This is a genomic window from Acinetobacter sp. ANC 4779, assembly GCF_004331055.1.
GTDB lineage: Bacteria > Pseudomonadota > Gammaproteobacteria > Pseudomonadales > Moraxellaceae > Acinetobacter.
On the sequence record NZ_SJNU01000001.1, the window covers coordinates 370,208 to 393,053 of the forward strand.

The 22,846-nt window shown below is 40.7% G+C and carries 26 protein-coding genes and 1 riboswitch; of the genes, 15 read left to right on the forward strand and 11 right to left on the reverse strand.

Annotation, left to right across the window (positions count from 1 at the left end; all coding sequences use genetic code 11):
- Positions 1-13: 13 nt before the first annotated feature.
- The 5 genes from E0H80_RS01800 (at position 14) to ribB (ending at position 3,555) form a co-directional block, all read left to right on the forward strand.
- Positions 14-967, forward strand: coding sequence for a ribose-phosphate pyrophosphokinase (locus E0H80_RS01800; RefSeq protein ID WP_067863211.1), 954 nt, complete (start codon positions 14-16; stop codon positions 965-967).
- 99 nt (positions 968-1,066) lie between these two features.
- A complete protein-coding gene (gene rplY / locus E0H80_RS01805; RefSeq protein ID WP_131362585.1) occupies positions 1,067-1,363 on the forward strand; it encodes a 50S ribosomal protein L25 in 297 nt (98 codons plus the stop codon).
- Between the two features lie 18 nt (positions 1,364-1,381).
- Positions 1,382-1,963 (forward strand): aminoacyl-tRNA hydrolase, encoded by a 582-nt coding sequence (pth, locus tag E0H80_RS01810; protein ID WP_131362587.1) that lies wholly within the window; start codon positions 1,382-1,384, stop codon positions 1,961-1,963.
- Between the two features lie 145 nt (positions 1,964-2,108).
- On the forward strand, positions 2,109-2,489 hold the full coding sequence (gene panD, locus E0H80_RS01815; RefSeq protein ID WP_067723997.1) for an aspartate 1-decarboxylase: 381 nt from the start codon (positions 2,109-2,111) through the stop codon (positions 2,487-2,489).
- 147 nt (positions 2,490-2,636) lie between these two features.
- Positions 2,637-2,801, forward strand: a riboswitch (FMN riboswitch).
- 94 nt (positions 2,802-2,895) lie between these two features.
- The gene (gene ribB, locus E0H80_RS01820) at positions 2,896-3,555 is read left to right on the forward strand and encodes a 3,4-dihydroxy-2-butanone-4-phosphate synthase (protein WP_131362589.1); all 660 of its coding nucleotides are present in this window, start codon (positions 2,896-2,898) and stop codon (positions 3,553-3,555) included.
- A 52-nt stretch (positions 3,556-3,607) separates the two neighbouring features.
- Here ribB and E0H80_RS01825 read toward each other — a convergent pair whose 3' ends face one another.
- Positions 3,608-4,231 (reverse strand): LysE family translocator, encoded by a 624-nt coding sequence (locus E0H80_RS01825; RefSeq protein WP_131362591.1) that lies wholly within the window; start codon positions 4,229-4,231, stop codon positions 3,608-3,610.
- 60 nt (positions 4,232-4,291) lie between these two features.
- The gene (locus E0H80_RS01830) at positions 4,292-4,777 is read right to left on the reverse strand and encodes a DUF1289 domain-containing protein (protein ID WP_131362593.1); all 486 of its coding nucleotides are present in this window, start codon (positions 4,775-4,777) and stop codon (positions 4,292-4,294) included.
- 203 nt (positions 4,778-4,980) lie between these two features.
- Here E0H80_RS01830 and E0H80_RS01835 point away from each other — a divergent pair, with 203 nt between their 5' ends.
- The 4 genes from E0H80_RS01835 to E0H80_RS01850 all read left to right on the forward strand — a co-directional run bounded on the left by E0H80_RS01835 (position 4,981) and on the right by E0H80_RS01850 (position 7,535).
- The gene (locus tag E0H80_RS01835; RefSeq protein WP_131362595.1) at positions 4,981-5,913 is read left to right on the forward strand and encodes a rhodanese-related sulfurtransferase; all 933 of its coding nucleotides are present in this window, start codon (positions 4,981-4,983) and stop codon (positions 5,911-5,913) included.
- A gap of 194 nt (positions 5,914-6,107) precedes the next feature.
- Positions 6,108-6,392, forward strand: coding sequence for an FUSC family protein (locus E0H80_RS01840; RefSeq protein ID WP_131362597.1), 285 nt, complete (start codon positions 6,108-6,110; stop codon positions 6,390-6,392).
- Between the two features lie 82 nt (positions 6,393-6,474).
- Positions 6,475-7,092, forward strand: coding sequence for a DedA family protein (locus E0H80_RS01845; protein ID WP_131362599.1), 618 nt, complete (start codon positions 6,475-6,477; stop codon positions 7,090-7,092).
- A 29-nt stretch (positions 7,093-7,121) separates the two neighbouring features.
- Positions 7,122-7,535 carry an ABZJ_00895 family protein gene (locus E0H80_RS01850; RefSeq protein WP_131362601.1) on the forward strand — a complete coding sequence of 138 codons (414 nt, stop codon included), beginning with the start codon at positions 7,122-7,124 and terminating at the stop codon, positions 7,533-7,535.
- 78 nt (positions 7,536-7,613) lie between these two features.
- Here the strand turns inward: E0H80_RS01850 and E0H80_RS01855 are convergent, their stop codons facing one another.
- Both E0H80_RS01855 and E0H80_RS01860 read right to left on the reverse strand, forming a co-directional pair.
- On the reverse strand, positions 7,614-8,138 hold the full coding sequence (locus E0H80_RS01855; protein ID WP_067863184.1) for a YecA family protein: 525 nt from the start codon (positions 8,136-8,138) through the stop codon (positions 7,614-7,616).
- Positions 8,139-8,207: 69 nt separating this feature from the next.
- On the reverse strand, positions 8,208-8,417 hold the full coding sequence (locus E0H80_RS01860; RefSeq protein ID WP_067863182.1) for a PA3496 family putative envelope integrity protein: 210 nt from the start codon (positions 8,415-8,417) through the stop codon (positions 8,208-8,210).
- 371 nt (positions 8,418-8,788) lie between these two features.
- Here E0H80_RS01860 and rpoD point away from each other — a divergent pair, with 371 nt between their 5' ends.
- The 6 genes from rpoD to E0H80_RS01895 all read left to right on the forward strand — a co-directional run bounded on the left by rpoD (position 8,789) and on the right by E0H80_RS01895 (position 15,363).
- Positions 8,789-10,675, forward strand: a complete 1,887-nt coding sequence (rpoD, locus tag E0H80_RS01865; protein WP_131362603.1) for an RNA polymerase sigma factor RpoD — start codon at positions 8,789-8,791, stop codon at positions 10,673-10,675.
- 117 nt (positions 10,676-10,792) lie between these two features.
- Positions 10,793-11,080, forward strand: coding sequence for a YbeD family protein (locus tag E0H80_RS01870; protein ID WP_131362986.1), 288 nt, complete (start codon positions 10,793-10,795; stop codon positions 11,078-11,080).
- 164 nt (positions 11,081-11,244) lie between these two features.
- Complete coding sequence (gene lipB / locus E0H80_RS01875; RefSeq protein ID WP_131362605.1) at positions 11,245-11,904, forward strand: lipoyl(octanoyl) transferase LipB; 660 nt, start codon at positions 11,245-11,247, stop codon at positions 11,902-11,904.
- A 76-nt stretch (positions 11,905-11,980) separates the two neighbouring features.
- On the forward strand, positions 11,981-12,514 hold the full coding sequence (locus tag E0H80_RS01880; protein WP_067863169.1) for a hypothetical protein: 534 nt from the start codon (positions 11,981-11,983) through the stop codon (positions 12,512-12,514).
- A 1-nt stretch (position 12,515) separates the two neighbouring features.
- Entirely contained in the window at positions 12,516-13,700 is a 1,185-nt protein-coding gene (locus E0H80_RS01885) for an iron-containing alcohol dehydrogenase (protein WP_067863166.1), read from the forward strand.
- Positions 13,701-13,965: 265 nt separating this feature from the next.
- Positions 13,966-15,363: an APC family permease gene (locus E0H80_RS01895; RefSeq protein WP_131362607.1), complete on the forward strand. Its 1,398-nt coding sequence runs from the start codon at positions 13,966-13,968 to the stop codon at positions 15,361-15,363.
- A gap of 56 nt (positions 15,364-15,419) precedes the next feature.
- Here E0H80_RS01895 and E0H80_RS01900 read toward each other — a convergent pair whose 3' ends face one another.
- The 7 genes from E0H80_RS01900 to lolA all read right to left on the reverse strand — a co-directional run bounded on the left by E0H80_RS01900 (position 15,420) and on the right by lolA (position 22,760).
- On the reverse strand, positions 15,420-15,878 hold the full coding sequence (locus E0H80_RS01900) for a hypothetical protein (protein ID WP_228259931.1): 459 nt from the start codon (positions 15,876-15,878) through the stop codon (positions 15,420-15,422).
- A gap of 122 nt (positions 15,879-16,000) precedes the next feature.
- Positions 16,001-16,480 carry a tRNA (cytidine(34)-2'-O)-methyltransferase gene (locus E0H80_RS01905; RefSeq protein ID WP_131362609.1) on the reverse strand — a complete coding sequence of 160 codons (480 nt, stop codon included), beginning with the start codon at positions 16,478-16,480 and terminating at the stop codon, positions 16,001-16,003.
- Between the two features lie 37 nt (positions 16,481-16,517).
- Positions 16,518-17,894: a siroheme synthase CysG gene (gene cysG, locus E0H80_RS01910; RefSeq protein WP_131362611.1), complete on the reverse strand. Its 1,377-nt coding sequence runs from the start codon at positions 17,892-17,894 to the stop codon at positions 16,518-16,520.
- A gap of 91 nt (positions 17,895-17,985) precedes the next feature.
- Positions 17,986-19,257, reverse strand: coding sequence for a serine--tRNA ligase (gene serS, locus E0H80_RS01915; protein WP_131362613.1), 1,272 nt, complete (start codon positions 19,255-19,257; stop codon positions 17,986-17,988).
- Positions 19,258-19,376: 119 nt separating this feature from the next.
- Positions 19,377-20,153, reverse strand: a complete 777-nt coding sequence (locus E0H80_RS01920; protein WP_131362615.1) for an RsiV family protein — start codon at positions 20,151-20,153, stop codon at positions 19,377-19,379.
- 145 nt (positions 20,154-20,298) lie between these two features.
- Positions 20,299-21,783 carry a carotenoid oxygenase family protein gene (locus E0H80_RS01925; RefSeq protein WP_228259932.1) on the reverse strand — a complete coding sequence of 495 codons (1,485 nt, stop codon included), beginning with the start codon at positions 21,781-21,783 and terminating at the stop codon, positions 20,299-20,301.
- Positions 21,784-22,061: 278 nt separating this feature from the next.
- Positions 22,062-22,760, reverse strand: a complete 699-nt coding sequence (gene lolA / locus E0H80_RS01930; RefSeq protein WP_131362617.1) for an outer membrane lipoprotein chaperone LolA — start codon at positions 22,758-22,760, stop codon at positions 22,062-22,064.
- Positions 22,761-22,846 lie beyond the last annotated feature (86 nt).

Sequence of the window (22,846 nt, forward strand, 5' to 3'; positions counted from 1 at the left end):
CCAAGGGTGCTTCATGCCCAATCTTGTCGTTTTTAGTGGAACTGCACATCCACAATTCGCCCAAAAAGTCGTAAGCCACCTGCACATTCCTTTAGGTGCAGCATCTGTAGGTCATTTTTCTGACGGTGAAATTGCTGTCGAAATTACTGAAAATGTTCGTGGTAAAGACGTATTTCTCGTACAGCCTACTTGTGCCCCAACGAATGACAACCTTATGGAAGTCCTCGTGATGGCCGATGCTTTACGCCGTGCAAGCGCAGGTCGTATTACTGCTGTCATCCCTTACTTCGGATATGCTCGTCAAGACCGTCGTCCTCGTTCAAGCCGTGTGCCAATCACTGCAAAAGTTGTAGCAGATATGCTGACAACTGTAGGTATTGACCGCGTTGTAATGATCGACCTTCATGCTGACCAGATTCAAGGTTTCTTCGACATCCCTGTAGACAATATCTACGGTACTCCTGCATTACTTGCTGATCTTCGTCAACAGCAACACCATAATCTTATGGTTGTTTCTCCAGACGTTGGCGGTGTAGTTCGTGCTCGTGCTGTAGCTAAACAAATGGGTGATATCGATCTTGCAATCATTGATAAACGTCGTCAAAAAGCAAATGAATCACAAGTGATGCATTTGATTGGTGATGTAAGAGATCGTGATTGCGTAATCGTGGATGACATGGTCGATACTGCCGGTACTTTGTGTAAAGCTGCTGAAGCATTGAAACAATTCGGTGCTCGCCGTGTCGTTGCTTATGCAACACACCCTGTACTTTCTGGTAAAGCGCTTGAGAATTTGAAGAATTCTGTACTCGACGAACTTGTCGTCACAGATACGATTCCTTTATCTCAAGAAGCATTAGAAATTGGCAAGATTCGCCAAGTTTCAGTCGCTGGTATGGTTGCTGAGACAATTCGTCGTATTAACAACGAAGAATCTATTAGCGCAATGTTCGATAGTTATCTATAATACAGCGCTAAATTTTAAAAGCCCTGCCCTATGGCAGGGCTTTCTATCACTGAACTGGTCGAAGGTTCAGTCCATTAAAATCAATGAGGAAATGTCATCATGGCAAACTTCGTATTAAATGCAGTAGCTCGTGACGAATCAGTACAAGGGAAAGGTTCGAGCCGCCGCCTTCGTCTAGAACACAAAGTTCCAGCAATCATTTACGGTGGCGAAGCTGCTCCTGTAACTGTTACTTTAGAACTTCGTCAACTGGTTAAATTCCTTGAAGACAATTCTTTCTTTGAAGAAGTGATTGAAATTCAAGTGGGCGACAAAGTTGAAAGCGTTAAAATCCAAGCTTTACAACGTCATCCAGCTAAAAACACGCCTATGCACGCTGACTTTAAACGCGCATAAGTGTTAACGGTATAATTAGTGTCAAAACTTTCGCTAATTGTCGGTTTGGGCAATCCTGGTAAGGAATACGCCCAAACCCGCCATAATGCAGGCGCTTGGTTCGTTGAACGGCTTGCAGAACAATATGGCATTTCCCTCAAAACCGATCCTAAATTCTACGGAATCAGCGGTCGCGGTAATATTGAAGGTCAGGACGTTCGTCTGCTTTTACCCACAACCTTTATGAATGCCTCTGGCAAAAGTGTTGTGCCCTTCGCAAAATTCTATCAAGTTGCCCCAGAAGCGATGCTAATTGCACATGATGAGCTGGATATGAATCCCGGTGTAATTCGCCTAAAAACAGGCGGTGGTCACGGTGGTCATAACGGTTTACGCGATATCGTTCCCCATACAGGTCCTAATTTCCATCGTCTACGTATTGGTATTGGTCATCCTGGTTCAAAAGAACGTGTATCTGGACATGTACTCAGTAAAGCGCCGAGCAGCGAACAAAATTTAATGGATGATGCCATTGCTCATGCTTTATCTCGCATTAAATTGATGGTAAGCGGTGACATACAGCAAGCAATGAATCAAATCAATGCTTATAAACCGAACTGATCATTCCATAAATTGTTGAAAAATCCTGCTTGCCATGTTGCTTATTTCGGAGCAAAATGCGTTTTCTGCGGATTACTGATCCAGTAAGAAGTGATTTGATTTAACCATAAGATAAAATCTTAGGCCCACTAAGGAGACGCTAGCCATGCTATCTCGTTTATTAAAAGCTAAAATTCACCGTTGTGTCGTTACACAAGCAGAATTACATTATGAAGGTTCTTGTGCAATTGACGGCGTGTTATTGGATTTAGCCGGTATCCGCGAATATGAAGAAATTCATATGTGGAACGTGACTAATGGTAAGCGTTTTACCACTTATGCAATTCGTGGTGAAGAAAACTCAGGCATTATTTCAGTCAATGGCGGTGCCGCCCTTCAAGCTGACGTTGGCGATTTGATGATTATCGCAACATTTGGTGATTTCACTGAAGCCGAAGCCAATGCCCATAAACCACGTCTTGTTTATGCCAATCCAAACAATACCGTAAATCACACTGCGAACTGTATTCCTGTTCAAGTGGCTTAAATTTAAAGATACTAAAAGCTCGCAATATGCGGGCTTTTTTATTACCTAACGATTTTTATTTTATTATTCACATAATTACTATCAATATGACTGATTGATCTATAGAAAGCAGCGCTCTTAATTTAAAACAGGTCTATAATCATTGCACATCGCTTCAGGGCGGGGCGAAATTCCCCACCGGTGGTAAAATTTAGCTTGCATGCGCAATGACTAAATCAGCCCACGAGCCTGTCAATTGTTATAAATAGATTGACTCGCAGATTTGGTGAAAAACCAAAGCCGACGGTATAGTCCGGATGAAAGAAGACGACGTAACGGATATTTATATTTGATATATCGCTGCGACCCCATTTCTGCATCAGTCCTGAAATGTTCAACCGTATTTTTATTTTACGAGAGCGTTTCAATGTCTAGTTTAATTCAACCCGAAATTTTCTTTTCAGCCCTTCCTCCAGCTGAGCAACGTATTGAAAAAGCATTAGAAGATATCCGCCAAGGCAAACCAGTTTTGGTGATGGATGACTTTGACCGTGAAAATGAAGCTGATCTCATTGTTGCTGCAGAGACACTAAACGTTGAAACCATGGCACGGATGATTCGTGATGGTTCAGGTATTGTCTGCTTATGCTTAACGGATGAACTGGCCAATCATTTGCAACTTCCACCAATGGTGGCGGATAACTCCAGCCAGTTTAAAACTGCATTTACCGTAACGATTGAAGCGGCACAAGGCGTAACTACAGGTGTTTCGGCAAAAGACCGTACCACCACAATTAAAGCTGCAATCAAGGATGGTGCTGTAGCCAGCGACCTGAATCGTCCAGGTCATGTTTTCCCTTTACGCGCCCGTAATGGTGGTGTGTTAACCCGTCGTGGGCATACTGAAGGCACCATTGATTTAGCACGTTTAGCCGGTCTAAAACCAGCTGGTGTTTTGTGTGAATTGACCAACCCTGATGGCACGATGGCGTCGGGCATTCAAGTTCTGTCGTATGCACAAACTCATTATCTAACCGTGATTACCATTGAAGAAATTGTGCAGTATCGTTTAGCACATAATCTTTAAGATTAAATAATAAAAAGCCCCCACTTTAGGGGCTTTTTATTATTCAGAATATTTACAACAATATGGAATACAAACCATATATAGCAATTAAGATTAGAAATGCACCACTAACTACTAACAATTTACTGTAAATTTTAGATTTAGATAAACGATTAAAGCTCAAATAAACGACAGATAACGTGGCAAAGTCTAAAATAATCCAGCTCAAAGTCAGAATCCCAAGACTAATATCCAAATAAGGTGTGATGTGTATAAACTGTGGGAAAAATGAAGCAAAGAAAATAATATCTTTAGGATTGGAAATACCGACCCAGAATCCCTGTTTAAAACCACCATTCATTGACTGAGATTTAAATGGTGACGCTGACTCATCTTCATCTACTTTTGAGAAACAAACTTCCTTTAAAATTTGAAGGCCCAAATAGGCAATATAGAAACAGCCTAGAATTTTAATACTGTTAAACCACAGTTTATTAATATCCAGTAAGCCTTTGAGCATCAAAATGGAAATTATAATTAAAATGAGTGATGCAAAATTGGTTCCAAATATTGTTTGCAGGGCTTTGCGATAACCGCCTTTGAGTCCTGCACTTGCAACCAACAGCATGACGGGTCCAGGTATCGCAATCATGAGAATGACAGCCATGCAATACAACAGGTATTCTACGATATTCACATTTTCCACTCTTGAATAATCAAATTTAATTTTTTAAAATTTTAAATAAAAATAATGGGTTTAATCTTCTTGCATCATCTGTAATAAATTATGGCTAATCCCATCGGCACGTAAAAAAGCAAAATCATAACTTGCTGTAGCCAAAGCCAGTACCCGACGTTCAAATTCCTGCCACAATGGTTTTACCTGTTTATCGTGAATCCCCAAACCGCTTTCTTCAGCTAAATTTTTATTCTTCTCACAAATTTTAAGTGCATGATAAAGCTTGCGTCCCTTGGATGCATCATCACGTAAACGTACCCGTTTAGAGAGAACAAAGCCTTCCACATGACGCAAATCGGCATGTGGCAACATGGGTACTAAAAGTTGATCCAGCTGCGCATCCAGACGCTTCCACACCGCAGTGTGCTGTTCAGGCGTGTAAGTATTCCACTGAATCACTTCATGGTTAAAGCGACGACAGCCACGGCATACTGAATCGCCAAATACCGTAGAACAACGCCCTGCACATGGGGTCAAAGAAGTAATTCGCCGGTCAGTACTCAAAACACACTCCTACACACTTTAGAAATCAATAAAATTATTTATCAAATTCATTTAATCCAGATCGATTTGATCAATAACAGCCTATATCTGCATCTTTCGCTTAATAACCATATTTTAGTTATGGTTTTCTCGCTTATTCATACAATTCACGTTAAAATACGCGCCTTGAATTTTGTCCTATCATAATACATTTGGAGTATTCCATGAACGCTACTGTAGAACAGCTTGCACCTGTAGAACAGCAAGCGACCACAAGTTGGGTTGTTGCAGCACTATATCAATTTAAAGAAGTTCAAGATCCAACCGATCTTCAGCAACGTCTTTTAGACTTAGTCAACAGCATTAACTTGTGTGGAACTCTAATTGTAGCCGGTGAAGGGATTAACGGTACTGTGGCTGGCAATCGTGAAGCGATTGACCAAATTCATGCCTTTCTTCTGAATGAAGGCTTTAACGCTATGGAGTACAAAGAGTCTCATAGCGATGAAAAACCTTTCCGTAAAATGAAAATCAAGCTTAAAAAAGAGATTGTAACCTTAGGTGTGGAAGTTAAACCCCGTGATCTTGTAGGTCATTATCTTGATCCTAAACAATGGAATGAACTGATTGCACGTGATGACGTAATACTGGTCGATACACGTAATGACTACGAATATAAAGCCGGTACATTTAAAGGTGCGGTTGACCCTAAAACAGAAACTTTCCGTGAATTTCCAGACTATGTAAAACAAAACCTTGCACAGCATAAAGACAAGAAAATTGCGATGTTCTGTACCGGTGGAATTCGTTGTGAAAAATCGACATCGTTATTGCTTCAAGAAGGCTTTAATGAGGTGTATCACCTGAAAGGCGGTATTTTAAAATACCTGGAAGAAACGCCTGTTGAAGAAAGTATGTGGGAAGGTGAATGTTTCGTATTTGATGGTCGTACTGCGGTTACCCATGGCGTAGAAGAAGGTCAGAACACTAAATGTCATGCTTGCGGTTGGCCTTTACTCCCTGCAGAAGCTGAACTTCCAAGTTACGAACATGGGGTATCGTGCAAATACTGCATCGAAAAAACCACAGAACAGCAGAAAGCCGGTTTCCGTATGCGACAGTCTCAAATTGCAGCAGCTAAACGCAAACGTCTGTAATCTCTGATTTGTAAAGTTATATAAAAAGCCCTCATTTGAGGGTTTTTTATTTACCTAAAATAAACAATAGATAAGAAAACATCACTAATTTTCACCATTAATGCTTATTAAGTCACTAAATATTTGATAATCTGAAACTTAAAACACAATAAATAGTTAACTTATTCATTTATAACGTGAAAAGGAATTAAATTATGCCAAGATCAATTTGCCGTTCAGCCAACTATACGCGACGTTTTCACATCATTCGTGAAAAAAACCATCAAAAACCAGAAGAAATAAAAAGAGTTTTAGAACAAGAATCACATCTTTTTATTGTGATCTTAGGCGCTGTCATTGGCACTATTTTATCTATATTTATTGCATACCACTTAAAACCCAATCTCCTGGAATATGCAATGCTCAGTGTGATTCCTTTTGCATTGTCGTATAGTTTAAGAAAGGTCTACATTCACACACTGGTATATAGCCAAGAATAAGCAACTTTGATTACTTGGCTATACTTTACCCTGCAATCAATAAACTTTAGGATAGTTCAGATATTATTATTTTTATAAACTTATGAATCTGACTGAATGGATTATTTCCATTATGGAACAATTGGGCTACTTCGGTATTGCCCTACTCATGTTTCTCGACAATATTTTTCCGCCCATTCCCTCTGAATTCATTATGCCATCCGCTGGCTATTCTGCATCACAAGGTCAACTCTTTTTAGTGGGTGTGATTATTGCAGGTTGTATAGGCTCTCTCATCGCTGCCGCTATACTGTATTGGGTGGGTTATAAGTTTAAGCACGACAGTATTTTTCGTTTTGTAGATCGCTACGGCAAATATATTTTTATAAAATCCCTTGATGTCAAAAAATCACTCGACTGGTTTGAGCAATATGGAGATCGTATTGTGTTTTTTGGTCGTATGATTCCAGCTGTTCGTTCGTTAATTAGCATCCCTGCGGGTATGAGTCACATGTCCTTCTGGAAATTCATGTTCTACAGTAGTTTAGGTACGATTATCTGGACTACATTTTTGGCTTGTGTGGGTTTTTATTTTGGCGAAAACCAAGCCTTGATGCAGAGTATTTTTAGCCAAATCAGCCATTTTATTATTATCCTCGTAACCGCCATTATTATCTGGATTCTATACCGTAGACATCAGCGTAAAAATCATTCATCCTGATCACAGACTCTTGTCAGGAGCCTAAGACGATGTCGCATTATCTTAAATATTTTGCAATCGTTTATAGTATTGCCTTGATCCTTTTGGTCAGTATATTGATATATGCTCTGAAGCTCGGTGCCATTACCTTGCTACCCGCTCTGATCGCTTGTGCTTTTCTAAGTGCCAGACATTTTGTTAAAAAAGAACAGCGCTTACCCAACAACAACGAAAAAAACAAACTGGTTTGGGGATCAACGGTCATCGCCATGAGCATGGGCTTTATCTTGATATTTCTGCTGATATTTCTACATCCGCGTGCTGAAGAAATTCTGATTACCATAGGCTATGCTGGTAGAGCCGGCAATTCATTTCTGGTCGCGATTGCCATTGCTTTACATGGACTGATCTTTCATATCGCCTATCATGGTTATGCCCGATATAGCTTAAATAAATTTTGCTGATGAATTCCTCTCAGCATAAATAAAAAAAATGCCCATAAAAAAGCACCTCAAAAGGTGCTTTTTTAAAACTTCTCTGAATTATTTTGGTGTGTGATACATCAAATAAATTTCATTTAAGTTTTCTGGAATTTCTTCAGCAATTTCGTCCATAAGCTGACCATTGCGACGGAAAGATTCCATTTGCGGATCTTCGTCATCCACACCGCTGAATACCATCATTGGTAAAGTTAAATCGACCACCTGTTCTTCATGTTCAGGTGTGAACCAAGCATCTTCATTTAAGAACATGGCATCGACGAAACCAACGCTCCAGTCACCCAAGCTTGATTCAGTATCTGCTTCTTCAATTTCAAATGGGAATGTAATCCCTTCTTCATTGGCCAAGTTTTGACGAATTGCTTCTAACCATGCTTTTACCTGGGCAATCATTTCAGCAGGAACTTTCTTTTGATTGTTATCGAAAAGTTCATCGAGCCACTTATCAAAAGTTGGTCCAACAGCAGTTGCACATAAAAAACCATGAGTGGCCGCAAAATCTAGACCATGCTCATTTTGGTCACCATCTAGATATTCGCTCAATAGGTCTAAATCTAAAGCACTCATTTAAAATCCAAGTTCAGTAAAATAACTGCGGATAGCATAGCATTTTAGCCGGCTATGCTAAATCACAATTTAGTCTTCTTCATCGTCAAAGTCGTCGTCATCATCCAGATCATAATCAAAATCTTTCAGTTCACGCTCCAAACGACGTTGTGCGAGCAGGTCATCAATCAGACGACGTTTTTCCAAAGACTCTTTAGCACTAATTTTGCTTGAGGCTTCATCAAAGCTAACGTCATCCTCACTGAAGCTATCATCTAGTTCAAAATCTGTAGAAGACACTAAAACTACCTCATGGTGAAAAAAAGTGAATGGGTCTAGGCGCTATTTATCTTTGTTCCGAATTATTGTCAAGTTTTTTTTAATTTTTTATATAACAAACTCAATTTAGTCTTGTTTTTTGACCCTAAAATTGTGTATTCATAAAGATGTAGAATTTTATTCAGGACATATGCAGAAACGCATTATATTTTGAATACATTCCAGCAAACAGACTTGAAAAATAAAATTCCAACCCAATATTGAAAACAATTGTTAAATCAAAGTCATCTTTCCGAATGAGACTTGAGCAATCAATTCAGAACTATTTTAAGCGAATTGTGCTATCATGCACGGTTTTTCACCGCCACAGATTCAATGAAGAGTAAGCAAAGATGAGCGATATAACTTCCCCTACTTCGCAAGTAGCGGCTCTGATTAAGCGAGGCAAAGAGCAAGGTTACTTAACTTACGCTGAAGTTAACGATCATCTCCCAGCCTCGATTACTGAAAGCGAACAGATTGAAGACATTATTCAAATGCTTCAAGACGTTGGTATTCCTGTGCATGAACGTGCTCCTGAATCTGATGACACCATGTTCGACGGTAACAATGCAGAAGCAACCGATGAAGTCGCTGAAGAAGAAGCGGCAGCTGTTCTTGCTTCAGTTGAAAGCGAACCTGGTCGTACCACGGATCCAGTACGTATGTACATGCGTGAAATGGGAACGGTTGAACTTTTAACCCGTGAAGGCGAAATTAGCATTGCTAAACGTATTGAAGAAGGTATTCGTGACGTTCTTCACTCTATTGCGTACTGGCCAAATGCGGTTGAAGTTGTATTAAAAGAATATAGCGATGTTGCCGAAGGCGAACGTCGTCTTGCTGATATTTTATCTGGTTATTTAGACCCAGAATCTAATGAAGAAATTCCAGAAGTTATAGAAGAAGCTGAAATTGTTGTTGCAGAACCTGAAGCTGCAACTAAAACAACCAAAGATGTAAAACTGGATGATGACGAGGATGAAGAAGCTGAAAGTGATGATGATTCTGAAGTTGAGTCAGGTCCAGATCCAGAAATTGCCCGCATTCGTTTCACCGAATTGGAAGATGCCTGGAAATTAACCAAAATCGCGATTGAAAAGTATGGTCGTGGCAGCAAACAGGCTGAAGAAGCACAGCAAGTACTTGCAACTGTGTTTATGATGTTTAAATTTACCCCACGTTTATTTGACATCATTTCAGAAATGATTCGGGGTACGCATGAACAAATTCGTACTTCTGAACGTGAAGTTATGCGTTACGCAGTACGTCGTGGTCGTATGGACCGCGACCACTTCCGTACGTCTTTCCCGGGTCAGGAGTCAAATCCAGCCTGGTTAGATGAACAAATTGCCAAAGCGCCTGCTGATCAAAAAGCTTATTTAGAAAAAGTACGTCCAGATGTGCTTGCATTCCAACAAAAGATTGCAGACATTGAAAAAGAACTGGGTCTTGATGTTAAAGGCATTAAAGACATTTCTAAACGCATGTCGATTGGTGAAGCCAAAGCACGTCGCGCGAAAAAAGAAATGGTTGAAGCAAACTTGCGTCTGGTAATTTCGATTGCGAAAAAATACACCAACCGTGGTTTGCAATTCCTTGACTTGATTCAAGAAGGTAACATTGGCTTGATGAAAGCCGTAGACAAGTTTGAATACCGTCGTGGTTATAAATTCTCGACTTATGCAACTTGGTGGATTCGTCAGGCGATTACCCGTTCTATTGCCGATCAGGCACGTACCATTCGTATTCCAGTACACATGATCGAAACCATTAACAAGATCAACCGTGTATCACGTCAACTTCTTCAGGAAATGGGCCGTGAACCGACTCCTGAAGAATTGGGCGAACGTCTGGAAATGGACGAAGTTAAAGTGCGTAAAGTACTCAAAATTGCCAAAGAGCCGATTTCTATGGAAACGCCGATTGGTGATGATGAAGATTCGCATTTAGGTGACTTCATTGAAGATGGCAATATTACATCTCCAATTGATGCCGCAACTTCTGAAGGCCTAAAAGAAGCGACTCGTGAAGTACTTGAAAACTTGACCGAACGTGAAGCCAAAGTCTTGAAAATGCGTTTTGGTATTGATATGCCAACTGACCACACTTTGGAAGAAGTCGGCAAACAGTTTGACGTAACACGTGAGCGTATTCGTCAGATTGAAGCCAAAGCATTACGCAAATTACGTCATCCATCTCGTTCTGAACACTTACGTTCATTCCTAGAAAATGACTAATCCTTGATGATACCGATGGGGACTTGAAAACGATTCAGGTATCCCCATTTAGTATTCAGAAGACATATAACGCCTGCATTCATGCAGGCGTTTGATATAAAGGGGTCCACTATGACCATGTTAGACCGTACGCCATCTCGCGAACTTCAAGAAGATCTATGGGTTTTCCCTATGGATTATCCAATCAAACTAATTGGTGAAGCAAGTGATGATTTACATATCGCTGTTGTAGACATTTTAGTGAAACACTTCCCTGACTTTGATAGCACGAGTATTAAAATTCAAGTATCTCGCACAGGTAAATATCACTCTTTAACTGCACAACTGCTTTTCTTAGAGCTTGAACAAGTTCATGCGCTTTATGCCGATTTAGCCGCATGTCCATTGATTAAAACAGCCCTTTAAGACAAATAAAAAAACACGCTTCGAGGCGTGTTTTTTTATATCTACAGAAAATCATGGAATTCCTTTTCAATAAAGATGGCAAATCATGCTGGGATTACCCCTATCCCAGCATGATTTCATTATAATCATTCACAATATTAAACTTCTTTAAGGACGCACTTTACGTGACTGCTGCTGTTCTAAAACCAACCCTGATTATTCGTCAATTTAACCAGCTCACTCCCTATCTCGATCGTTTTCAGGACATGAAAAACCTGACGGAGAGCCGGGATGAAAACACTCCCGATGAACTGTGGATTTTGCAGCATCATCAGGTTTTAACGCAAGGTCAAGCCGGAAAACCTGAACATATTCTGATGCCCAGCAACATTCCAGTAGTGCAAACTGATCGTGGTGGACAAGTCACCTGGCATGGCCCGGGTCAGTTGGTTGCCTACTTTATGTTTGACCTCAACCGTTTAGGCTGGAATGTGCGTACCTTAGTGTCCTATGCCGAAAACCTCATGATTGAACTGCTCAAAAAATACGGGATAGAAGCCTACGCCAAAGCGGATGCACCCGGCGTATATGTCGCGGAACGTAAAATTGGCTCTCTAGGTTTTAAAATCCGTAAAGGACGCAGCTATCATGGGCTGGCACTGAATATTGATTGCGACCTGTCCGGCTTCCACACAATTAACCCATGCGGTTATGCAGGACTGGAAATGATCCGTGTCATGGACTTGGTTCCAAACTATCCCAAATTCGAGAACTTGTGCGTCGACATCATTGAAACTTTAAACAACAGCGGTTACTTTAATCAAATTCAAGTCATGCAACAATAACTTTGCTTTTGACATAAAAATAAATTAGAGTATTTACTCTAAATCAATAAAATACTTTTAGATAAGGGATGCGCGAGTGATTTCAACCAAATCCGTAAAGCCCGCTTTACAACTGACCTATGTCAAACTCATGATGGATGTGATTGGCAGAGGTCTGGTAATGGCGAGTCAAGTCGATGATGAAGTAAAACAGGAAGTCGCAAACTTCCCTGTCGGTTTTGTTCTATCGATGAAAGTATTTCCCAATGGCCCAGCTTTTATTGCGAAAGTCACGGAAGACCATCAATTAAAATTACTAAAATCTGTAGACATAAAGCCTGATTTAACCATTACTTTTAAGCATTTAACCCATGCTTTTTTAGTCTTTTCTTTTCAGGAAAGTACTGCACAAGCCTTTGCGCACGACCGCATGATTGCCGATGGTGATGTGTCAAACGCCATTCGTCTGGTCCGTTGCTTGAATAAAATGGAATCGCTGATTTTACCTAAACTCCTGGCCGAGCTTGCGGTAAAACAATATCCAACGGAATTGAGCCTAAAACAAAAACTTAGCGGAGCTGCAAATATTTATTTGAAACTAGCTCAATCATATTTTAAACGGAGTGCATAACATGGCTAAACCTTATTACGAATTTTTCTGCCCAGTAAAAGTTATCGCAGGTCATGCCGCGTTAGAACACATTCCATTTGAACTTGCGACTTTGGGTGCCAAACGCCCACTGATCATTACCGATAAAGGCGTACGCGCAAATAATTTACTAATACCGATCGAAGCTGCATTTGAATCTACCGATGCCGTGATTGGTTATATTTTTGATGATGTACCACCCGATTCGAGCGTACAAACCGTTCGTAATGCGGCAAAAGCCTATCGCGACAACAACTGTGATGCGATTATTGCGGTGGGTGGCGGCTCAGTCATTGATACGTCTAAGGCCACCAATATTTTGGTGACTGAAGGGGGTGATGACCTGCTAAAATTCTCAGGTGCGCATAATCTTCCAAAACCGTTAAAACCATTTTTCGTTATTCCAACGACTTCGGGCACCGGTTCAGAAGTGACCATGGTGGCTGTAGTTTCTGACCTTGAAAAAAATGTCAAAATGCCATTTGCATCTTATTATTTGATGCCCCATGCAGCCATTCTTGATCCGCGCATGACCCAAACCTTGCCACCACACCTCACTGCAATGACTGCAATGGATGCATTGACCCATGCAGTTGAAGCTTATACCTGTATGGCTGCAAATCCGATTAGTGATGCCTATGCCACTGCTGCGATCAAGAAAGTCAGCAACAGTTTGTTCAATGTACTCAACAATCCAACAGATGAGTTTGGTCGCCTTGAATTGGCTCAAGCTTCTACCATGGCAGGTATCGCCTTCTCTAACTCAATGGTGGGCTTGGTGCATTCATTAGGACATGCCTTGGGTGCTGTGGCGCATCTACCGCATGGTTTATGCATGAACCTGTTCCTGCCTTATGTACTGGAATACAATAAAGAAGTGAATGGCGACAAAATAGCGGAATTATTGCTTCCTTTAGCCGGTGCAGATATTTACGCCCAGACCCCTGCGCACTTACGGGCAGACAAGGCCATTGCAACAATTCTCACCATGCGTGATCGCTTAAATACCCTGACCAAATTACCACGTACATTACGTGAAACAGGTAAGGTATCTGAAGCACAGTTAGATGAAGTGGCAGAAAAAGCTTTAAATGATGGTTCTATTATTTATAACCCTAAAGAAGCGACCTTAAGTGATTTAAAAGCGATTCTAAAAAAAGCTTGGTAAATATTGAAAAATAAGCCAATATAGCAAAATATTAGCCTGATGTTTTTTTAAGCATCGGGCTTTTCCTTTGTGGAAAGATAAAGCTAATTATTTATATCGAATGGCATATTTTCTGCATTAACATTTTACAAAGATACTGGCAAAAGATACCAAACTAGAGTAGATTGGCGCACTTTTGTTTTATTCGTATAGGGGGGATCGTTCGTCTCAAACGATCCTTATAAACATGACTGATCCTTGATCAACGATTAAGAGGATAACGCCGTTGACAAATATCTCTGGGACTCCATCGGCAGCTAAACTGCAAAAAACGCTGGGACTCTGGCACATCATTATTATCGGTTTAGCTTATATACAGCCCATGACGTTATTTGACACTTTCGGCCTAGTATCGGAAGAAAGTCATTTTCACGTACCGACATCCTACATATTTGCACTCGTTGCAATTTTATTAACATCCCTGAGTTATGGCCATATGATTCGTCGCTACCCTTCTTCGGGTTCGGCGTATACCTATGCCCAAAAATCGATTCATCCCAATGTCGGCTTTATGGTGGGCTGGTCATCTTGGCTAGATTACTTGCTATCGCCCATGGTCAACATCATTCTTGCGGTGATTTACCTTGAAGCGCTCTTCCCGGATGTAAACCACTGGGTTTGGGTGGTTGTACTCACAGCATTCATGACTGGTGTTAACTTAAAGGGTGCGCGCTTTGTTGCGAACTTCAACAGCTTGATTGTGTTGGTACAGTTGGTGGTAATTGGTGTATTTACCTATTTGGTGTACACCAAGCTACAAGCGGGATTTAATGCAGATGGTCCAATCTCTGTAGAACAGCGCTATCAGCTATGGAGCCTTGAGCCATTCTGGAACGAGCTGACTTCAGTCGGTGCATTGATTACTGGTGCAACTTTACTGTGCTTCTCATTCACCGGTTTTGACTCCTTAAGTTCACTTGCTGAAGAAACCAAAGATACTGAAAAGACTTTGCCTAAAGCCATTTTCTTGACTGCTTTGATTGCCGGTGTGATTTTTATTGTCAGCACCTACTTCATGCAAATTTACTTCCCGAACGATCCAAAAACATATTTTGAGGATATTGCAGCGACTCAGCCCGATATTTTAATGTTGGTGGGGGGTTCACTATTCCAATCCTATGTGCTTGGTTTTGCGATTGTGACGGTGTTGGCATCAGGTATTTCAGCACATGCTGGCGTATCACGCTTAATGTTTGCCATGGGTCGTGATGGCGTCATTAACAAGAAAATCTTTGGCCATATCAGTCCTAGAAGCCTGACACCTTCATACAATATTTTAATTGTCGGTGCGGTTGCTTTAACTGCTGGCTTTATGAATCTTGATACGGTGATCTCACTGATCAGTTTCGGTGCATTAACTGCATTTACCTTTGTTAACCTGTCAGTCATTTCACGTTATGCACTGCGTGATGGACGCACCAAAAACTTTAAAGATATTTTAAACTTTGTGATTGTGCCATTACTGGGTTTCATTAGTGTGTTTGCACTGTGGTTAGAAATTGAAGAAACATCGTTGAAATATGGCTTATGGTGGGCAATGTTCGGTATTTTATATCTTGGTTATAAAACCAAAGGTTTTAAACACCCGGCTCCCCAACATAACGAGTTTGATGATTCTCATTAATAGCTTCATTCACTCCATAAAAAAGACGCTTAATGCGTCTTTTTTATTTAGAGCTGTTATTTAATCCGGCAGTTAAAATCCATCTGGGTATCTACAATATTGTCCTTATACCCCAGACGCTTAATAAAGGCATTTCGATCCTGCAACAGTTTTTGATCTTGCTCCGCTAAACGTGCCTTATTTTCAACCGCCATCCGGTAGATATCATTAATGATGTTTTGATAAATTCCACACACTTCCTGACGCTTGGATTTTTTCAACTTGCGTCCAGTCCAGCTTCGTTCAAAATCTTCCGCTTTTAATGTCTTCCCCCAAGCTTCAATCTGCTGGTTCATACGTATCTGCATATCTTTTAAGCCTTGTTGGATTTCTGCTTGTGTAAGTGGCTCTACTTTTTCAGACACAAGCTCTGCTGTCGGATTAGCAAAAATAGATATAGAAGCAGTAAGTGCTACAATCTTAATTAAACCACCCCAGCTACTTTGAAATTTTACGGTTCTTATAAAGTTCAACATCTTAATTATCTTATTTCGCTGTTTTAGTTTTTATAACTAAAATTGATCATTTTTTGAAGATAATTCAATGAAACTTACATAAAAAAACCACCCGAAAGTGGTTTTTATAAAACTTGAAGAAATCATTTTAATTCTTGAAAGCCTTGCTGACGCCATGCTTCATAAAGAATCACAGCAGTTGCATTGGATAAATTCAAACTGCGCGAATTTTCTGCCATCGGCAACCGAATCCAGTGTTCTTTCGGGAACATCATGCGAACATTTTCAGGCAAACCCCGTGTTTCAGGCCCCATCAGCAATGCTACCGGACGGTTTAAATTTGAAGTATGTGGAGTTTCAACACCTTTGGTGGTTAAAGGATAAATTGCATCATTTTCAATGCCCTGCTCTTTTAAATGAGCAACACATTCTGCAAAGTTTTCCCAAACTTTCATATGTGCCCATTCATGATAATCCAAACCTGCACGTCTGAGCTTTTTATCATCCAGCTCAAAACCAAGCGGTTTTACCAAATGAAGTTGCGCACCGGTATTGGCACATAAACGAATAATATTCCCTGTATTTGCAGGAATTTCTGGCTCATACAATACAACATGGATCACGGGATTTCTCTACTTTAAATAAAATGACAAGCTTGAATTAGCCTTGCCACTGTAACTGTTCGCGCAAACTTACCACTTCACCAATAATGGTCAGGGTGGGCGCCTTAATTTGATGTTCTGTCACTTTTGATGCAATGTCTGCCAAAGTTCCCACCACCACTTTCTGGTCTGGTGTTGTACCTTTAGAAATAAGGGCTACTGGCATATTAGAACGCTGGCCATATGCAATCAGTTGGGCACAGATTTTTTCCAATCCGACCAAGCCCATATACAACACCAGGGTCTGGTTTTCATAAACCAGTTCATGCCATGGCAATTCGGGCGAACCTTCTTTCAAATGTCCAGTCAGGAAGCGGACACTTTGCGCATAATCACGATGCGTTAAAGGAATACCGGCATAAGCAGAACAACCCGATGCTGCGGTAATTCCCGGCACCACCTGAAAAGCCACACCCGCAGCAAAGAGTTCTTGAATCTCTTCACCACCACGACCAAAGATAAAGGGATCACCGCCTTTTAAACGGCAGACGCGCTTACCTTGCGCTGCATATTCCACCAATAAAGCATTAATCCCATCTTGAGGAACACTATGATTGGAACGGGCCTTGCCGACATAGATTTTTTCTGCATCACGGCGACACAAATCCAAAATCGGCGGCGATACCAAACGGTCATAAATAACCACGTCAGCTTGTTGCATCAAGCGTAAAGCTTTTAAGGTCAAGAGTTCCGGATCACCCGGACCTGCGCCCACTAGATAAACTTCACCTTTTGGGGTTTGCCACTCCATTAAAGTTTGTTCAATTAAACGATCCGCTTCTGCAATATTGCCATTAAATACCTGTTCCTTGAGTGGACTTGCATACAAGTCTTCCCAAAAAATACGGCGTTCATCTGGATTTTCAATTTTAGCTTTAACGGCAGCACGCCATTTCCCGGAAAAATCAGCCAGTTTTCCCATGCCATATGGAATGCTTGCTTCTAACTGGGTACGGATTTGACGGGATAAAACCGGTGATGTGCCATTGGTAGCAATCGAAACCACTAAAGGTGAACGGTCAATAATGGCGGGAACCATAAAACGGCAATGCGGTGGATCATCTACACTATTTACCAATATTTTTTCAGCTTCACAGGCTTCAAAAACTTGAATATTGGTCGCTTTATCATTGGTTGCGGCAATCACCAAACGGTAATTACGTAACGAAATATCTGGACTAAAAGGCGCTTGGACATATTGCCCGTGGCACGCTTTCACAATCTCAAAAAGATTGGCTTCAATTTCAGGTGCTATCACGTGAATGACTGCACCTGCTTTTGCCAAAAGTACCGCTTTGCGGTAAGCAATACGTCCACCACCGACAATCAGACAAGGTTGCTGTTGCAACTTTAAAGAGATTGGAAAGATATCCACGAATTACCTCAGTATTTTTAAATCTGATTGTCTTAAACAATTTTCATGCACAAAACTGTGCCATTTATAGATTTATTGATCAATCCGGAGATTAATCAATAAATTCTGCACCACCCATATATGGACGAAGCACTTCAGGAACTTCAATAGAACCGTCTGCACGTTGATAATTTTCCATCACCGCAAGCAAGGTACGACCCACGGCCAAACCCGAACCATTCAAGGTATGCACAAATTCGGTTTTCTTTTGATCGGCACGGTAACGTGCTTTCATACGGCGTGCCTGAAAGTCGCCCATGCATGAACAGCTGGAAATTTCACGATAAGTATTTTGGCTTGGAACCCAGACTTCCAAATCATAAGTCTTGATTGCGCCAAAGCCCATATCACCACCACACAGGATGATTTTACGATATGGAAGACCAAGCGACTGCAAAATACCTTCCGCATGACCCGTCAGCTGTTCTAAAGCCTGCATAGAATCTTCAGGTTTAACAATCTGTACCATCTCAACTTTGTCGAACTGGTGTTGACGGATCAGACCACGGGTATCACGACCATACGAACCGGCTTCGCTACGGAAACATGGGGTATGCGCTGCATATTTCAAAGGTAAACGATCTGGATCGACAATTTCATCACGCACGAAATTGGTTACCGGCACTTCCGCAGTCGGAATGAGATAAAGTTCTTTTTCGCCTTGAAGTTTGAACAAATCTTCTTCAAATTTAGGCAACTGACCGGTACCACGTAAAGATTCTGCATTGACCAAATACGGGACATAGGCTTCTGTATAACCATTTTTTAAGGTATGGGTATCGAGCATGAATTGGGTAAGCGCACGTTGTAAACGCGCCAATGGTCCTTTAAGAACACTGAAACGCGTACCGGTCAATTTGGTTGCAGTTTCAAACTCCAAACCGCCCATCCATTCACCTAAGTCAGTATGATCTTTGATTTCAAAATCAAATTGACGCGGTGTGCCCCATTTTAAAATTTCAACGTTATCGTCTTCATCTTTACCTTCAGGTACAGATTCGTGCGGCATGTTTGGAATGCTGAGAGACTTGGTTTCAATTTCATTTTGCAATTCAGCAAGCGCAACTTCAGCTGCTTTAATTTCATCACCAATAGCAGTCATACGTGCCATGATTTCAGATGCATCGCCACCAGATTTTTTAATTTGGCCAACTTGTTTAGCACCCGAATTACGCTCTGCCTGTAAAGCTTCAGTTTTCGATTGAAGCTCTTTACGGCGCGCTTCTAGTGAAGCCCACTCTTCTACATTCAGCTGTACGCCACGTTTTGCTAAGGCTAAATTTACAGCCTCAATATTATTTCTGATTAATTTCGGGTCGATCATAGCCAATCTTTTGCAAAGAAAAAAACTGGCTATAGTGTAAGCGCTAAACGCTAAAAAAGACAGTGACCGAGCTTACAGCTGCGCCTTATTAAAGCAAATTTAACCGAATTAACTAAAAATCAAGGGGTCGAATAGTGCGGCAAACTTGGCAGATATTCTGCTTTGATCAATTTGGTCAATGCAACATAAGGCAAGGTCAGTTCGGTCATCCCTTCCGCATAGGAAGCCAATTCATATAGAGGATAGACAAATACAATGCCATTCGCCCCATAGTAAAAATTATCACTTAATTTTAGCTTTTCTCTTTCTATACTGTGCTGATCCAGCCAAAGGGAGTTTGAATCATAAAGCGCATCCAGTACTTGCTGTTCTGCACCCTTCACCACAATATCCTGTAGCGCCAGACGTTTCTGGTTTTTCAAATCAAAATTCACAAATTCCTGGTGATACATGCCATGTGCGGCACCTGATGAATAATTGTAAGTCTGAATAGCAAAGGTCGCGCGGTCATATTGCTGCCCAATAAAACGTACATAGGTCGAACTTTGACTTAGATTAGGATTAGCACCCTCAGCAGTATTGATTTTTTGATTCGGTGCGGTTGAAAAAGCAATAGGATCGGCTTTTTTAATTCGCTCGATAAAATAATCGTCAATCCAATTAAGATTGGTCTTTACCGTCTGAATGTCGTACTGCATACAGCCATCTGCATCGCAAGCTTCAGGTTTGCTCAGTTTCACAGGAACAACTTTGGCTTGAATTAATGCAATGGATTCTGCCTTTTCCTGCTTTGTTGTTACTGCCTGTTCAGCTTGTGGGGCAGCTCGCTCCTGACATCCGGTCATCACCAGTGCAGCAAAAGAAACAGAAACAGCCCAGAGCCATTGTTGATTCATGCGTATTTTCATCTTATTTTAACAACCTAGTGCCTTTTATCATGCGGCTTCACTATACAAAGCTCAGTAACTAAATGAAATTTTAAATTGTATCTTTAAAAATATTTAATCTAATCGTGATGAATAAAATAAACATTCCCTAATTTTATGATAAATCGACCCAATTTCCGTGAAAGCCCAATGGCACATGTACGGCAAGCAAAATTTCTGCTTGAGGTTGAATATTTAAACCTTGGGCTTTTAAAATAACAACTTTCGAAGCCTCTCTGTTTACATGATGAACATAGGATAACAAGTAACCCTCTCCCTCAGCCGCATTAGATGACTCGGGAATAAAAACGACTTCTCCGGTCACCCAGTGATCACCAAACTTATATGTGGCTTTTTCATTCATTTCTAGGTCGTGACAAATCAAGTGATTGGCTTTGATTATTGTCATAGGATCAAAACTGATACTATAAATATAACGATACTGTTCACTGGTATAGCGCTCGTCAATTCTCGGAAATTCTTGCGCCTGTGCATCCAATACCTGTCGGTCGACAGTATTTTGCTTTAGATCAATCGTCCAGCGCTGCAATTGAGTATTCTGCTGCTCAAATGGACCTTGATGGGATTTTTTAAACATGTAGCGATGAACCACGACATCCAGAATGATTTGCTGTTGATCATTCCGATAAGCATTTGCAGCATGGAAAATAAAACAGGGCTCTATAGAAATCCACTGTACTTCATCTGCACGACCATATTTAGGCAAAATACCAATGCGTGCAGCATGCTTTTCATTCCACGCATAAGGCAAGGGATTGCCTTTGATAAGTTGCTTGAAAGAGAATGTTACCGGCAAATCAAAAATTAAAATATCCTGCTCGGTAATGGCACAATCATGAATCATGGGACCATGTTGCACAGGAATTTTAGCCCAATGCAGCAACATTCCTTGCTGATCAATGACTTCATAATAGGCATGCTTAATATCCAGCGCATCATAGCAAATGGCATGTAAATGGCCGGTTTTATTGTCTTTATGCGGATGTGCAGTAAAAGGCAGGTCTGCATCGGTATTAAAAAAACAGTGTTCTTCTGTGTTCAGGTCTAGATCTATGCGAGCTGGCAAAGTACCCGCTTCCACACTCGCCCAAATTTTATTGGCATGATAAAAAACATTGGTATTTACCACATCACCAGGACCACGGCGAAATCCAGCTTTAACAGGCTTGTTCTTTTGCTTTTGCACGGCATCCGTTTCAATATAATGGCTTTTAAACCACACTGCTTGACCCTGTTCAATTTTTAAAGCATGCAGCATTCCATCGCCTGTAAACCAGTGATAGGCATCTTGATTTTCTACATGAATCGGATTTGGCCCTATTCTTAACAATAGCCCAGTTAATTGCTTTGGAATTTCACCCATAATATTGAACTCCCTCTTTTCAACTTCACCTACGGGAGCAAATATCCCATGAAGATAAGGATTTTCCGTTTTATTTTTGGATGAAGCTCTAGATCGTTTTTGTAGCCAAGTCACCCCCAGTCCCATGACTTTTTGACGATAAGTATTAAATTTTGATTTTAAATCTGTGAAACGCGGATAATCCACAGCTCGGGTCAGTACATTTTTATTTTTCACTTTTTAAATTCTCCTGAGCTTTTTTCTTTGCTGCTTTCATTTTTCATTTTTTGTTTATTTTAAGGAACCATTAATCTTGGTTATTTTCCCCTGCGCTTATTAGCTTTATATCTGAGCAATTGGAACATTGATTCTGCAGCTTAGATTTATTTTTGCATAAGTTTATTTTGTCTATAAAAGCATCGCTATATTTTTAGCGCAATATAAACTAAAAAAGCAGTCACGGATGACTGCTTTTAAATAATAATTACTTAATTAACTCATTATAAATTAATTGATTACTGATCAATAATATCTGTGCCTTTAGGCGGTGTAAAATTAAAGGTGGATGCTGGAATTGAAGGATTCACTTTCACATTGTTAAATCGAACATAGGTGGTTTGACCCAGTGAATCTTCCAAAATCATTAAACTTGGTGCTTTGTTGACACCAAAACTAATGGTCAAGCTTTGGAATGCACCATCACGGTCCTTAGGCAGCAAGGTGTAATAAGTCTTGCCTTTATCCGGCTGTGTCACCCGGTAAGATTGCATAATCTGGCTGGTATTGCCCGACAATAATAAAGCTGGTGTATTCGCAACTTGATCATCCAGACTTTGACGAACTGCTTGTTGCAAGTCAGGATCATAAATCCAGACGGTTTTACCTGAAGTCACAATAGTCTGTTTTGACGGACTGGTGGTTTCCCAGAAAAACTTACCAGGACGGGCAACCTTCATTACACCTTTAAAGGTCTGATTCATATGCTGTCCGGTTAAGCCTTTTTTCTGAGCTACTTTACTCCCCGAAGTGGCTTTGGTCGTTTGTTCAAAATTTGCTGACAAACTACGGATATTAGTTAACTGTTTGACCAAGTTGTTGGTTGCTTGCTGCTCCGACGCTGCAACAGGCGCAGCAAAAACAGCAGTACTCATGATCGGTGCAAGCGTTGCTGTACCTAATGTCATAGCACATAGGGTTTTACGAAGCATTTTCATCTCATCACCTTTTTATTTGCTGTATTACAATTTCTTCAATGTGCCATCTTAAACCAATTTTTCTTTCTAATAATTGAGAAAATAAG

What these genes read in the sequence shown, in the direction of transcription:
- E0H80_RS01845 (WP_131362599.1), top strand. Translation starts at nt 6,475, where the DNA reads ATGAATCTGACTGAATGGATTATTTCCATTATGGAACAATTGGGCTAC.
- E0H80_RS01850 (WP_131362601.1), top strand. Translation starts at nt 7,122, where the DNA reads ATGTCGCATTATCTTAAATATTTTGCAATCGTTTATAGTATTGCCTTG.
- lolA (WP_131362617.1), bottom strand. Translation starts at nt 22,760, where the DNA reads ATGAAAATGCTTCGTAAAACCCTATGTGCTATGACATTAGGTACAGCA.
- E0H80_RS01800 (WP_067863211.1), top strand. Translation starts at nt 14, where the DNA reads ATGCCCAATCTTGTCGTTTTTAGTGGAACTGCACATCCACAATTCGCC.
- E0H80_RS01840 (WP_131362597.1), top strand. Translation starts at nt 6,108, where the DNA reads ATGCCAAGATCAATTTGCCGTTCAGCCAACTATACGCGACGTTTTCAC.
- rpoD (WP_131362603.1), top strand. Translation starts at nt 8,789, where the DNA reads ATGAGCGATATAACTTCCCCTACTTCGCAAGTAGCGGCTCTGATTAAG.
- ribB (WP_131362589.1), top strand. Translation starts at nt 2,896, where the DNA reads ATGTCTAGTTTAATTCAACCCGAAATTTTCTTTTCAGCCCTTCCTCCA.
- E0H80_RS01870 (WP_131362986.1), top strand. Translation starts at nt 10,793, where the DNA reads ATGTTAGACCGTACGCCATCTCGCGAACTTCAAGAAGATCTATGGGTT.
- E0H80_RS01855 (WP_067863184.1), bottom strand. Translation starts at nt 8,138, where the DNA reads ATGAGTGCTTTAGATTTAGACCTATTGAGCGAATATCTAGATGGTGAC.
- rplY (WP_131362585.1), top strand. Translation starts at nt 1,067, where the DNA reads ATGGCAAACTTCGTATTAAATGCAGTAGCTCGTGACGAATCAGTACAA.
- E0H80_RS01835 (WP_131362595.1), top strand. Translation starts at nt 4,981, where the DNA reads ATGAACGCTACTGTAGAACAGCTTGCACCTGTAGAACAGCAAGCGACC.
- E0H80_RS01920 (WP_131362615.1), bottom strand. Translation starts at nt 20,153, where the DNA reads ATGAATCAACAATGGCTCTGGGCTGTTTCTGTTTCTTTTGCTGCACTG.
- panD (WP_067723997.1), top strand. Translation starts at nt 2,109, where the DNA reads ATGCTATCTCGTTTATTAAAAGCTAAAATTCACCGTTGTGTCGTTACA.
- serS (WP_131362613.1), bottom strand. Translation starts at nt 19,257, where the DNA reads ATGATCGACCCGAAATTAATCAGAAATAATATTGAGGCTGTAAATTTA.
- E0H80_RS01900 (WP_228259931.1), bottom strand. Translation starts at nt 15,878, where the DNA reads ATGTTGAACTTTATAAGAACCGTAAAATTTCAAAGTAGCTGGGGTGGT.
- E0H80_RS01885 (WP_067863166.1), top strand. Translation starts at nt 12,516, where the DNA reads ATGGCTAAACCTTATTACGAATTTTTCTGCCCAGTAAAAGTTATCGCA.